This window comes from Novosphingobium sp. BAM6 (assembly GCF_057784955.1).
The window spans coordinates 780,093-792,750 of record NZ_JBYNTR010000001.1 but is presented as its reverse complement, the minus strand read 5'-3'; the positions used below and the strand labels follow the sequence as shown (position 1 = coordinate 792,750).

The window sequence follows — 12,658 nt, the reverse complement described above, 5'->3', positions numbered from 1 at the left end:
CATCTTATCCCGCGATCGCCCAGCTGATGGCGGCGACAAGCCCCAGCAGCATGACAAGTGCATAACTGTACAGATAGCCCGTCTGGACCTTCTGCGCGTAAGTGGAGCTTTTGGCGACGAGCCAGGCCACACCATCGGGACCGAACCTGTCGATCACGTTGATGTCCAGCACGTCCCAGAACTCACGGCCGAGCCACATCGACGGGCGCACGAACAGGAAGTCGTACAGGTCGTCGAACATCCACTTGCGATAGATGAAGGTGTAGATCGGGCCGAGCTGCTTCGCGACAGCTGCCGGGAAGCGGGTGTTCCGGATATAGCCGTACCAGGCGATCACGAAACCGATCACCATCACGATGAAGGGCATGTACTTCACCAGCCCGGTGATGCCGTGCATCGCATGGAGCAGGTTCTCGTTGTAGACCAGCGCCCCCTTCCAGAACTCGCCGGAGCCAGGGCTGACGAAGGCATCCTCGAACACCGCACCTGCCGCGACCGCGCCGACCGACAGCAGAACCAGCGGCAGCCACATGACCCACGGGCTCTCGTGCGGATGATAACCACCCGTACCGTCGTCGTGCACGCCATGGTCGTGAGCGTGCGAATGATCCGCGTGCCCATGGCCGTGGGCATCGTGCAGCGCATGCTGGATATGCTCGGACTGCGCCCAGCGCGGCTTGCCGAAGAAGGTCAGGAACACCAGGCGCCACGAGTAGAAGCTCGTCAGCAGCGCGGCGAGCACGCCCATCCAGTAGGCGAACAGACCCATGTTGCTGCCCGAAGCATAGGCCGCCTCGATGATCGAGTCCTTCGAGAAGTAGCCCGCAAAGCCCCAACCGAACAGACCGAAGCCGGTGATCGCCAGCGTACCCAGCGTCATGGCAACGAAGGTGATCGGCACCTTCTTCCACAGATTGCCATAGTACCGCATGTCCTGTTCGTGGTGCATCGCATGGATCACCGAACCGGCGCAGAGGAACAGCAGCGCCTTGAAGAAAGCGTGCGTGAAGAGGTGGAACATGGCAGAGCCGAACGCCCCCACGCCTGCGGCGAAGAACATGTAGCCCAGCTGCGAACAGGTCGAATAGGCAATGACGCGCTTGATGTCCCACTGCGTGCAGCCGACAGTCGCCGCGAAGATACAGGTCGCCGCACCAATGAAGGTGATGAAGGTCATCGCCGCAGGGCTCGTCTCGAACAGCGGCGACAGACGGCAGACCATGAAGACACCCGCCGTGACCATCGTCGCCGCGTGGATCAGCGCCGACACCGGGGTCGGGCCTTCCATTGCGTCAGGCAGCCAGGTGTGCAGGCCAAGCTGCGCCGACTTGCCCATCGCGCCGATGAACAGCAGGATGCACAGCACCGTCATGGTGTCGAAGTGGCTGCCCAGGAAACTGATCTGCGAACCTGCCATCGCCGGTGCAGCCTTCAGGATCTCGGGGATCGAGACCGTGCCGAACACCCAGAACACGCCGAAGATGCCGAGCATGAAGCCAAGATCGCCCACGCGATTGACCACGAAGGCCTTGATCGCAGCCGCGTTTGCAGACGGCTTGCTGAACCAGAAACCGATCAGCAGATACGAGGCAAGGCCCACGCCTTCCCAGCCGAAGAACATCTGCACCAGATTGTTCGCCGTCACCAGCATGAGCATGGCGAAGGTGAATAGCGACAGGTAGGCGAAGAAGCGCGGCTGATCCGGCTCGTCGCTCATGTAGCCCCACGAATAGAGGTGCACGAGCATCGAGACCGACGTCACGACTACCAGCATGACCGCAGTCAGCGTGTCGACGCGCAGGTTCCAGTCGAAGACGAGACCACCGGAATGGACCCACTTCAGCACCGGAACGACAGTCGCTTCGGACGTGCCGTTCAGGAAGCCGATGAAGATCGGCCAGGACAGGACACAGGCGACGAGCAGCGCGCCGGTCGTGATGACCTTGGGAGCAACCAGCCCGAACGACTTGTTGCACAGCCCGGCAACGATCGCTGCCAGAATAGGCAGGAAGACAATGAACAGGATCGGGTGCAAGGCCTTATCCCTTCATCCGGTTGACGTCGTCGACGGCGATGGTGCCGCGGCCACGGAAATAGATCACGAGGATTGCAAGCCCCACTGCTGCCTCGCCGGCCGCCACGGTCAGGACGAACATGGCGAAGATCTGCCCGGTCAGGTCTCCGAGGAAGGAACTGAAGGCGACGAGGTTGAGATTGACCGCAAGCAGGATCAGTTCGATCGCCATCAGGATGACGATGATGTTCTTGCGATTGAGGAAAATGCCCAGAACGCCGAGCACGAACAGGATCGAGCTCACGACCAGGTAGTGTTCGATGCCGATCACAGCTGGACCCCCTTGCCGACTTCCGGCTTGACGTTGACGGTAGCATCGCCCGGACGGCGCTTGACCTGTCGGCTGATCTTCTGGCCACGGGTATCACCGCGCTGACGATGGGTCAGAACGATCGCACCAATCATGGCTACCAGCAGAATGACGCCTGCTGCCTCGAACAGGAACAGATAGCGACCGTAGAGAACGGAACCGATAGCGACCGTGTTCGATACACCGGCCGGACCTGCAGCGAGGCCATCGGGCGTTCCCAGATGGATAACACCGGCCCGGTAAGCACCGATGCCGAACACCATTTCTGCCAACAGGATCACGGCGACAAGCGCACCGAACGGAAAATACTTGACGAATCCGCCCCGTAGTTCGGCGAAATCGATGTTGAGCATCATGACGACGAACAGGAACAGTACGGCAACCGCACCGACATAGACGATGACAAGCAACATCGCGATGAATTCGGCGCCGGTCAGCACCATCAGACCTGCGGCGTTGAAGAATGCCAGAATCAGCCAGAGCACCGAATGGACCGGATTGCGAGCCAGCACCGTGCAGGCCGCAGCCGCGATGGTCATCACCGCGAAGAGATAGAAGGCGATTATATGGATCATGAAGCCCTCCCCTCAGCGATACGGCGCATCGGCTTCAAGGTTCGCGGCAATCGCCCGCTCCCACTTGTCGCCGTTGGCCAGCAACTTGGCCTTGTCGTAGAGAAGTTCCTCGCGCGTTTCGGTCGCGAACTCGAAGTTCGGTCCCTCAACGATCGCATCCACCGGACAGGCTTCCTGACAGAAGCCGCAATAGATGCACTTCGTCATGTCGATGTCGTAGCGCGTGGTACGGCGCGAACCGTCGACACGCGGCGCGGCCTCGATCGTGATAGCCTGCGCTGGGCAGATCGCCTCGCACAGCTTGCAGGCAATGCAGCGTTCCTCACCATTGGGATAACGGCGAAGCGCGTGCTCCCCGCGAAAACGCGGCGAAAGCGGGTTCTTCTCGAACGGGTAGTTCACGGTGGCCTTGGGCTTGAAGAAATACTTCAGAGTCAGCCCATGCGCCTTCACGAACTCCCAGAGCGTGAAGCTCTTGATGAAGTGTCCGACGGTCATGCGAAGTGTCCGGTAGCCATGAGGTAGCCGCTGACGAGGATTACGAACAGCAGCGAGGTGGGGAGGAAGACCTTCCAGCCCAGGCGCATCAGCTGGTCATAACGGTAACGGGGCACCGTCGCCTTGATCCAGCTGAACACGAAGAAGCCAAACAGAACCTTGACCAGGAACCAGATGAAGCCCGGCACCACGTAAAGGATCGGAATATTGAGCGGCGGCAGCCAACCACCCCAGAACAGCGTCGCGTTGAGCGCGCACATCAGGATGACGTTGGCATATTCGCCAAGCCAGTAGGCCGCGAAGGCCATCGACGAGTATTCGGTCTGATAACCGGCGACGAGTTCCGATTCCGCTTCAGCCAGATCGAAGGGCGCGCGCTGCGTCTCGGCGAGGCCCGAGATCAGGAACATCACCCACATCGGGAACAGGAAGACGTTGCAGGCAAAGGCGTTGACGATACCGAAGCCATGGCCCTTCTGGGCTGCGACGATATCGTTCAGATTGAACGTTCCCGCCCACAGCACCACGCAGACCAGGATGAAGCCGATCGAGACTTCGTAGCTGATCATCTGTGCCGAAGCGCGCATAGCGGAGAAGAACGGGTATTTCGAGTTCGACGCCCAGCCCGCCATGATCGTGCCGTAGACACCCAGCGAACTGATCGCGAGCACATAGAGCAGGCCGACGTTGATGTTGGCCAGCACAGCACCCGAGTTGAACGGGATCACCGCCCAGGCCATCAGCGCGACCGTGAAGGTCACGATCGGCGCGATCAGGAACAGACCCTTGTTCGACGCCGAAGGAACGATGGTTTCCTGGAGGAACACCTTCAGACCATCCGCGAAGGACTGCAGCAGGCCGAACGGGCCGACCACGTTGGGGCCGCGACGCAGCGCCATGGCCGCCCAGATCTTGCGATCGAGATAGATGATCATGGCAACGGCCAGCAGTAGCGGCAGCGCGATCAGCAAAATCCCGCAGATCGTGGAAATGAACCAAGCCCAATCGTGGCTCATTCCCAAAGATTGGAAGAAAGCGGTCATTCCGCGGCCTCCGCGATCTCTTCGCCATGCAACAGCTCGGCCGAGCATTGCTGCATCGTCGCGCTGGCGCGGGCGATGGGGTTGGTCATGTAGAAGTCCTTGATCGGATAGGCGATCGCACCGGATGCTGAACCGCCACCGGCGTTGAGAGCCGTGCCGTAATCTGCGAGATCTTCGATGCCAAGTGCAGGAACCGCTGAAATCATTGCATTTCGCAGTTCATCGAAGCTGTCGAACCCGACATTCACGCCAAAGGCATCGGCCATCGCACGAAGGATCGTCCAGTCCTCGCGCGCATCGCCCGGTGCGAACACCGCTTTGTCGGAAAGCTGCACGCGGCCTTCGGTGTTGACGTAAGTGCCTGCCTTCTCGGTGAAGGCGGCCCCCGGCAGAATAACGTCAGCCGCGTGGGCAGCCTTGTCGCCGTGATGGCCGATATAGACGATCATCGAATCCGCGAACTTGGCATAGTCCACTTCGTCCGCGCCGAGCGAGATCAGGACCTTGGGCTTTGCCGCCACGAGATCCGCAAGACCGCCCTTCTGCGCGAAGCCGAGCATCAGGCCGCCCATGCGGGCCGCTGCCATGTGCAGGACATTGAAGCCGTTCCAGCTCGAACCATCCTCCAGCGTGCGCACGAGGTTGAACTGCGCAGCTGCGGCAAGTCCGGCTTCGAGACCGCCCCTGCCCAGGGCCGCACCGCCCAGGATCATGGCCGGACGCGATGCGTTCGACAGCGCCTCCGCAACATGCTGCGGCAGGTTACCGAGCACCGGCAGGTCATCGCCCAGGAACTCGCCGCCGAACGTGGTCTCCCACTCGGGGCCGATCAGGAACACCTTGGCGCCGCGACGTACCGCCTTGCGCAGGCGAACGTTGACCAGCGGCGCTTCCCAGCGGACCATCGAGCCGACGATCAGGATCGCATCGGCGGTTTCGATACCCGAAAACGTCGTGTTGAAGTTCACCGACGCGAGGCTGGACGTATCGTAGTCCATGCCGGTCTGGCGGCCTTCGAGCAGGTCCGAGCCCAGCGCGCCGACGAGCGCCTTGGCGGCGAACATCGTTTCGCAATCGAGCATGTCGCCTGCGACAGCCGCAATCGACGCTCCCGGATTCAGCGTGGCGATGGCGGAAAACGCTTCGCTCCACGTTGCCGGAACAAGCTTGCCGTCGCGGCGCAGATAGGGCCGGTCGAGACGGCGCTTCATCAGGCCATCGACCTGATACCGCGCCTTGTCGCTGATCCATTCCTCATTCACGTCATCGTTGATGCGCGGAAGAATGCGCAGGACTTCGCGGCCGCGCGCGTCGATGCGGATATTCGCACCGCACGCGTCGGACACGTCGATGCCGAGCGTCTTCTTAAGCTCCCACGGCCGTGCCTCGAACGCGTAAGGACGCGAAGTGAGCGCGCCGACCGGGCACAGATCGATCACATTGGCCGACATCTCGTGCTTTGCAGCCTGTTCGAGATAGGTCGTGATCTGCATGTTCTCGCCGCGATAGAGCGCGCCGATCTCGCTGACGCCCGCGATCTGCTCCGAGAAGCGGACGCAACGGGTGCAGTGAATGCAGCGGGTCATCTGCGTGCGGATCAGCGGCCCCATGTACTTCTCAGTCACGGCGCGCTTGTGCTCGTGATACCGCGAAGCGCCGCGGCCATAGGCCATCGACTGGTCCTGAAGGTCGCACTCGCCGCCCTGATCGCAGATCGGGCAATCGAGCGGGTGGTTGATGAGCAGGAACTCCATCACCCCTTCGCGTGCCTTCTTCACCATCTCGGAATCCGTGCGGATCTCCTGGCCTTCGGCGGCGGGAAGCGCGCAGGAAGCCTGCGGCTTGGGCGGTCCGGGCTTCACCTCGACGAGGCACATGCGGCAGTTGCCCGCGATGGACAGCCGCTCATGATAGCAGAAACGCGGGATTTCCTTGCCGGCAAGCTCGCAGGCCTGCAGCACGGTGGCGCCTGCCGGAACTTCGAGCTCTACGCCGTCAACTTTGACTTTTGGCATCGTTTCAGCCTTCCGGGTGGACTTGGGGACCGGCCAGCAGGCGGTAGGCACCAAGCGCGTACATCGCGCGGACCGCCGGACGGTTGAGCTTCATGGTCACGCCTTCGGGCACGCAGCCGGGAAGGTCGGAGCCGGTAGGCTGGAGCGCTGCCAGTTCCTCAGCGGAATTGGGCGAGGTCTTGAGCAGCGCCGCGACCGCCTCGGGCTTTTGCAACACCACGCAAAGGCCGACAGCCTCCGAGACGGTATCCGCGTGCGATGCGGCAAAGGCACGGAGCGTCGGGGCATCGACCGGCTTGCCGTCCGCGTCCTGTCCTGCCGCCTTTTTGCGCTCGGCATCCAGCGCGGCGGCGGCATTCGCAAGCGAACGCCCTTCGTAGCGGGTAGCCAGAACGGCCTCGGCAAGATCACCGGCGAACGGCAGTCCGGTGAACTTCAGCTCCGTTCCCGGACGCGTGCAGTAATCGTGGCCCCTGCCGAAGCGCCTGAGGGCGGCGTTATACTCCGCCGAGGTGTGGTCCATGGCCAGCAGCTTGACCGCGCCGTCCGGCGTACGCTGCACCGCGCACAGCGCGTAATTGTGCAGAGCTTCCAGTGCGAGGGTGTTCTCCGCGCCCGGATCGGCGGCGACCGGCGCAGATACTCCCGCGCCAACGATTGCCAGCGCCAGGGCTCCGAAAAGCCCCCCTGTCGCGCGCAGCGTCTTCATTCTGCCGCCTCGGCCAGACCGTGACGTTCGCCGATGCGACGCTCCAGCTCGGGGCGGAAGTGACGGATCAGGCCCTGGATCGGCCATGCCGCAGCATCGCCCAGCGCGCAGATGGTGTGGCCCTCCACCTGCTTGGTCACCTGCTGCAGCATGTCGATCTCATCGATATGCGCATCGCCGGTGCGCAGGCGCTCCATCATGCGCCACATCCAGCCCGTGCCTTCGCGGCACGGCGTGCACTGGCCGCAGCTCTCGTGCTTGTAGAAAGCCGAAATACGGCTGATCGCACGGACGATATCGGTGGACTTGTCCATCACGATGACCGCTGCCGTGCCGAGGCCGGAGCCGACAGCCTTGAGGCCGTCGTAATCCATCGGTGCGTCCCAGATCTGCTCGGCAGGCACCAGCGGCACCGACGAACCGCCGGGGATCACCGCCAGCAGGTTGTCCTTGCCGCCGCGAATGCCGCCGCAGTGCTTTTCGATCAGTTCGCTGAACGGGATCGACATCTCTTCCTCGACCACGCAGGGACGGTTCACGTGCCCGCTGATCTGGAAGAGCTTGGTGCCCTTGTTGTTCTCGCGCCCGAAGCTGGAGAACCACGCTGCACCGCGCCGAAGGATCGTCGGGGAAACCGCGATCGATTCCACGTTGTTCACCGTGGTCGGGCAGCCATAGAGGCCTGCGCCTGCCGGGAACGGCGGCTTGAGACGGGGTTGCCCCTTCTTGCCTTCGAGGCTTTCGAGCATCGCGGTCTCTTCGCCGCAGATGTAGGCGCCCGCACCGCGATGGACGAACACGTCGAAGTCGTAGCCCGACCCGCAGGCGTTCTTGCCCAGCAGGCCCGCCGCATAGGCTTCGTCCCGCGCCGCGAACAGCGTCTCTGCCTCACGGATATATTCGCCGCGAATGTAGATGTAGGCCGCCCGCGCGCCCATTGCGAAGCCCGCGACGAGCGCGCCTTCGAGCAGCAGGTGCGGGTCGTGACGAAGGATCTCGCGATCCTTGCACGAACCGGGTTCGGATTCGTCCGCGTTGATGACGAGGAAGCTGGGCTTGGGATTGCCGTTCTGGTCGACCGGCGCCTGCTTGGGCATGAACGACCACTTCATGCCGGTGGGGAAGCCCGCACCGCCACGCCCGCGCAGTCCCGATGCCTTCATCTCGTCGATGATGGCATCGCGTCCGCGCGCGATGATGTCCTTGGTGCCGTCCCACGCGCCGCGCGCCTGCGCTTCCTTCAGGTTCCACGGCTGGAACCCGTAGAGATTCGTGAAGATGCGATCCTTATCGAGGAGAGCCATTACCACTCACTCCGGTAGTCATGGTTGCCCGAGGTCATGGCGACGAGCGTGGTCGGACCACCCGAAGGCTCGACCGTGTGACGGCCCGGCTCCTGCGTCCCGGCCTTCGGGCTCTCGCCACGCGCCAGTGCGTCAAGCACGGTGTCCAGACGCTCGACCGTCAGGTCCTCGTAGTTGTCGTCGTTGATCTGCACCATCGGCGCCGAGGCGCAGTTGCCCATGCACTCGACCTCGGTAAACGACCACAAGCCGTCCTCGGTGATGTGCCCGGCCTTCATGCCACGCTTCTTGCAGGCCGAGATCAGATCGTCCGAGCCGCGCAGCATGCACGGCGTGGTGCCGCAGACCTGCACGTGGAAACGGCCGATCGGCGCGATGTTATACATCGTGTAGAACGAGGCGACCTCGACCACGCGAATGATCGGCATCCCCAGATAACCGGCGATATATTCCATCACCGGGATCGGCAGCCAGCCTTGCGTGTTCTCTTCCGCGCCGACCTGACGCTGGGCAAGATCGAGCAGCGGCATCACCGCCGAGCGCTGACGCCCCTCGGGATAGCGCGCGACGATCTGCTTCGCCTTCTCGGCATTCTCGGCAGTCCAGGCAAAATTACCCCAGCGCGCCCGCAGTTCGGGCGTTTCGGGTTCGATGTAGCGGTCAGCCATGCTTACCCCTGCGCTTCAGCCATTCGTCCTGGCCGAACAGAAACAATTCAAAACCACCGATGGCCGTGACCAGCATGGCCAGCACCGGCGAGGGATTTGCCCGGACGTAGAGCATCCCGAAATACGTGACGGCGAGCAGCAGCCCGGTGATCGCCGCCCATACGCGGGCGAGATCGAGGGTGTTCATCTTCATCGGATGAACTCCACGCGCGAGCACTTGTCGCCCTCGAAGCTGTAGACGGCCACAACGTCGAACGGTTCGACCAGTGCCGAACCATCGGTGGCGGGGCCGCGCGTCACATGTTCGCGCATCAGGACGTAAGCCCCGATGGCCTGCGCCTCGACGATTTCAGCCCGGTTCTGCGGCCAGCGCGCGAAAGCTGCAGCGAGGCCCGAACGCGTGCCTTCCTTGCCTTCGCGAACCACATCGCCGCGATAGTTCGCCTCGCAGGCCGCGTCAGTCATGTACGAGACGTAAGTATCGACGTCCTGCGCATTGTAGGCCGCGATCATCGCCTTTGCGGTATCGAGATGGCTCATCGGTCACACTCGCCGAACACGATGTCCATCGCGCCCAGGATCGCGGTCGCGTCAGGCAGCATGTGGCCCCTGCTCAGGAAATCCATGGCCTGCAGGTGCGAGAACGCGGTCGGGCGGATCTTGCAGCGGTACGGCTTGTTGGTGCCGTCCGAGACCAGATAGACGCCGAACTCACCCTTGGGGCTTTCGGTGGCGACGTACACTTCACCCGCCGGGACGTGGTAGCCTTCGGTGTAGAGCTTGAAGTGATGGATCAGCGATTCCATCGAGCTCTTCATCTCGCCGCGCTTGGGCGGTCCGACCTTGCGGTCGGAGGTCATCGTCGGGCCTTCGGGCAGTTCGTTCAGGCACTGGCGCACGATGCGCGCGGACTGGCGAACTTCCTCGACGCGCACCATGATGCGATCGTAGCAGTCCGAATGGCTGCCGACCGGAATCTCGAAGTCCATCCGGTCATAGACGTCGTAAGGCTGGCTCTTGCGGATATCCCAGGCGAGCCCGGTCGCGCGGATCATCGGCCCCGAGAAGCCCCAGGCAACCGCATCCTCGCGCGAGATCTTGCCGATGTCGGCATTGCGCTGCTTGAAGATGCGGTTGTCCATCCACAGCTTGCAGCCTTCCTCGAACAGCTTGGGAAAGCGCGTATCCAGCCACTCGCCGATATCGACCAGCAGCTTGAGCGGCACGTCCTGATGCACGCCGCCGGGACGGAACCAGGCCGAGTGCATGCGAGCACCCGAAGCGCGCTCGAAGAAGTTGAGCAGATCCTCGCGGATTTCGAAGTACCACAGCATCGGCGTCATCGCGCCGACGTCCATCACATGCGAACCGATGTTCATCATGTGGTTGGAAATGCGGGTCAGTTCCGCGAACATCACGCGCAGATACTGCGCGCGAAGCGGCACTTCGACGTTCAGCAGCTTCTCGACCGCCAGAACGTAGGAATACTCCATGGCCAGCGGCGAGGAATAGTCCAGGCGATCGAAGTACGGCAGCGCCTGCGTGTAGGTCTTGTGCTCGATCAGCTTTTCGGTGCCGCGATGCAGCAGGCCGACGTGCGGGTCGATACGCTCGACGATCTCGCCGTCAAGCTCCATGACCATGCGCAGCACGCCATGCGCCGCAGGGTGCTGCGGCCCGAAGTTGATCGTATAGTTGGTGATGACCTCATCGCCGGTGGTCGGCGACTGTTCGAGCTGCATGCTCACTTGTCATCCTCCTTCTTGGAAGGCGCGGCGGCCTTGGAGTCAGCGGGTTCGCCCGCGCCACTCTCGCCCTTTTTCTCGGTCGTCTTGGGCTCGGCAACCGGTGGAGGCGCGGGCTGCTGCGCCGCTTTCTCGTCACCCGGCAGGATATAGTCGGCCCCTTCCCAGGGGCTCATGAAGTCGAACTGGCGAAGGTCCTGCGGCAGCTGGACCGGCTCGTAGACAACGCGCTGCTCCTCGTCGGAATAACGCAGCTCGACATATCCGGTCAGCGGGAAATCCTTGCGGAACGGATGCCCTTCGAAGCCGTAATCGGTGAGGATACGGCGCAGGTCCTGATTTCCGGCGAAGATAACGCCATACAGATCGAAGATTTCGCGTTCGAGCCAGCCGGCGTTCGGCCACAGCGTCGTGACGGTCGGCACCTGCGTCCTCTCGGAAGCGGAGACCTTGACCATGATGCGATGGTTCTTCGTCAGCGAAAGCAGCATGTAGACGACTTCGAAACGCTCGGGGCGCGACGGATAGTCGGCACCGGCCATTTCCATCAGCTGCTGGTATTCGTGGCCATCGCGCAGCAGGCGCAATGCGCTCTCGATCTCGTCACGAGCAACGGTGAGCAGGATTTCGCCATGCTCCTCCGTCGCGGAAACGAGCATGGTCCCGAGCGCGGCGGAAAGCGTGTCGAGCACACCCTCGTTCGATGCGAACTTGGGGGCGGAATGCAGAACGGGCATCCTGGCGATTACCTTTCGAGCGTGCCGACGCGGCGGATCTTGCGCTGCAACTGCATCACGCCGTAGAGCAGCGCTTCGGCGGTTGGCGGGCAACCCGGCACGTAGATATCGACCGGGACGATGCGGTCACAGCCGCGCACGACCGAATAGCTATAGTGGTAATACCCACCGCCATTGGCGCAAGAGCCCATCGAAATGACGTACTTGGGCTCCGACATCTGGTCGTAGACCTTGCGCAGCGCGGGCGCCATCTTGTTGCACAGCGTGCCTGCCACGATCATCACGTCAGACTGTCGCGGAGATGCGCGCGGCGCGGCACCGAAGCGCTCCATGTCGTAACGCGGCATGCTGGCGTGGATCATCTCCACCGCGCAACAGGCCAGACCGAAGCTCATCCACCACAGCGAACCGGTACGGGCCCACTGGAACAATTCCTCGGTCGTCGTGACCAGGAACCCCTTGTCGGACACTTCCTGGTTGAGATCCTTGAAGAACGCCTGATCGGGAGCGACAACGGCTCCGCCTGCGGCGTTCACGGGAAGCGGCTGCCCCGCAGAGTTGACGAGCGTGCTCATTCCCAGTCCAGAGCCCCCTTCTTGAGTGCATAGACGAGACCGATCGCCAATTCACCCAGAAACACCATCATGGTGATCCAGCCGGCCCAGCCCGTGAACTTGAGCGACACGGCCCAGGGAAACAGGAAGGCGGCCTCGATATCGAAAATGATGAACAGGATGGCGACCAGGTAGAAGCGCACATCGAACTGGCTGCGCGGATCCTCGAACGCGGGAAAACCGCACTCGTACTCGCTCAGCTTTTCGGCATTCGGCTTACTTGTACCCGTCAGTCGGGACACGGCCATCGGAAGAAAAACGATGATCGAGGAGAGCCCGACGGCGATGACCATAAAGATCAGGATCGGGAGATATTGTGTCAGATCAGTCAAGGTTTTCTGGCCTCATACCGCTGCGGCGCTGTTC

General features: G+C 62.4%; 15 protein-coding genes. All 15 read right to left on the bottom strand.

Annotated features, from left to right (window positions below):
- Nucleotides 1-4 precede the first annotated feature (4 nt).
- Genes nuoL through ndhC form a run of 15 tightly spaced genes read right to left on the bottom strand, consistent with a single transcriptional unit; the run spans nt 5 to nt 12,624 of the window.
- On the bottom strand, nt 5-2,035 hold the full coding sequence (gene nuoL / locus AC3EC3_RS03765) for an NADH-quinone oxidoreductase subunit L (protein WP_488488331.1): 2,031 nt from the start codon (nt 2,033-2,035) through the stop codon (nt 5-7).
- 4 nt (nt 2,036-2,039) lie between these two features.
- Nucleotides 2,040-2,345: an NADH-quinone oxidoreductase subunit NuoK gene (gene nuoK / locus AC3EC3_RS03760; protein ID WP_488488330.1), complete on the bottom strand. Its 306-nt coding sequence runs from the start codon at nt 2,343-2,345 to the stop codon at nt 2,040-2,042.
- On the bottom strand, nt 2,342-2,959 hold the full coding sequence (locus AC3EC3_RS03755; protein WP_488488329.1) for an NADH-quinone oxidoreductase subunit J: 618 nt from the start codon (nt 2,957-2,959) through the stop codon (nt 2,342-2,344). The genes nuoK and AC3EC3_RS03755 overlap by 4 nt, the downstream gene beginning before the upstream one ends.
- A 12-nt stretch (nt 2,960-2,971) precedes the next feature.
- On the bottom strand, nt 2,972-3,457 hold the full coding sequence (gene nuoI, locus AC3EC3_RS03750) for an NADH-quinone oxidoreductase subunit NuoI (RefSeq protein ID WP_260922305.1): 486 nt from the start codon (nt 3,455-3,457) through the stop codon (nt 2,972-2,974).
- Entirely contained in the window at nt 3,454-4,500 is a 1,047-nt protein-coding gene (nuoH, locus tag AC3EC3_RS03745; RefSeq protein ID WP_488488328.1) for an NADH-quinone oxidoreductase subunit NuoH, read from the bottom strand. Before nuoH ends, nuoI begins: the two co-directional genes overlap by 4 nt.
- A complete protein-coding gene (nuoG, locus tag AC3EC3_RS03740) occupies nt 4,497-6,515 on the bottom strand; it encodes an NADH-quinone oxidoreductase subunit NuoG (RefSeq protein WP_488488327.1) in 2,019 nt (672 codons plus the stop codon). Before nuoG ends, nuoH begins: the two co-directional genes overlap by 4 nt.
- Nucleotides 6,516-6,519: 4 nt before the next feature.
- The gene (locus AC3EC3_RS03735) at nt 6,520-7,224 is read right to left on the bottom strand and encodes a hypothetical protein (protein ID WP_488488326.1); all 705 of its coding nucleotides are present in this window, start codon (nt 7,222-7,224) and stop codon (nt 6,520-6,522) included.
- Nucleotides 7,221-8,528, bottom strand: a complete 1,308-nt coding sequence (gene nuoF / locus AC3EC3_RS03730) for an NADH-quinone oxidoreductase subunit NuoF (protein WP_488488325.1) — start codon at nt 8,526-8,528, stop codon at nt 7,221-7,223. Before nuoF ends, AC3EC3_RS03735 begins: the two co-directional genes overlap by 4 nt.
- Complete coding sequence (gene nuoE / locus AC3EC3_RS03725; RefSeq protein ID WP_488488324.1) at nt 8,528-9,196, bottom strand: NADH-quinone oxidoreductase subunit NuoE; 669 nt, start codon at nt 9,194-9,196, stop codon at nt 8,528-8,530. The genes nuoF and nuoE overlap by 1 nt, the downstream gene beginning before the upstream one ends.
- A complete protein-coding gene (locus AC3EC3_RS03720; RefSeq protein ID WP_260922286.1) occupies nt 9,189-9,389 on the bottom strand; it encodes a hypothetical protein in 201 nt (66 codons plus the stop codon). Before AC3EC3_RS03720 ends, nuoE begins: the two co-directional genes overlap by 8 nt.
- Complete coding sequence (locus AC3EC3_RS03715; protein ID WP_488488323.1) at nt 9,386-9,736, bottom strand: nuclear transport factor 2 family protein; 351 nt, start codon at nt 9,734-9,736, stop codon at nt 9,386-9,388. The genes AC3EC3_RS03720 and AC3EC3_RS03715 overlap by 4 nt, the downstream gene beginning before the upstream one ends.
- Complete coding sequence (locus tag AC3EC3_RS03710; RefSeq protein WP_488488322.1) at nt 9,733-10,944, bottom strand: NADH-quinone oxidoreductase subunit D; 1,212 nt, start codon at nt 10,942-10,944, stop codon at nt 9,733-9,735. Before AC3EC3_RS03710 ends, AC3EC3_RS03715 begins: the two co-directional genes overlap by 4 nt.
- Nucleotides 10,941-11,678, bottom strand: coding sequence for an NADH-quinone oxidoreductase subunit C (locus tag AC3EC3_RS03705; protein ID WP_488488321.1), 738 nt, complete (start codon nt 11,676-11,678; stop codon nt 10,941-10,943). Before AC3EC3_RS03705 ends, AC3EC3_RS03710 begins: the two co-directional genes overlap by 4 nt.
- A gap of 8 nt (nt 11,679-11,686) precedes the next feature.
- Nucleotides 11,687-12,253, bottom strand: coding sequence for a NuoB/complex I 20 kDa subunit family protein (locus AC3EC3_RS03700; RefSeq protein ID WP_488488320.1), 567 nt, complete (start codon nt 12,251-12,253; stop codon nt 11,687-11,689).
- Entirely contained in the window at nt 12,250-12,624 is a 375-nt protein-coding gene (gene ndhC, locus AC3EC3_RS03695) for an NADH-quinone oxidoreductase subunit A (protein ID WP_260922281.1), read from the bottom strand. The genes AC3EC3_RS03700 and ndhC overlap by 4 nt, the downstream gene beginning before the upstream one ends.
- Nucleotides 12,625-12,658 lie beyond the last annotated feature (34 nt).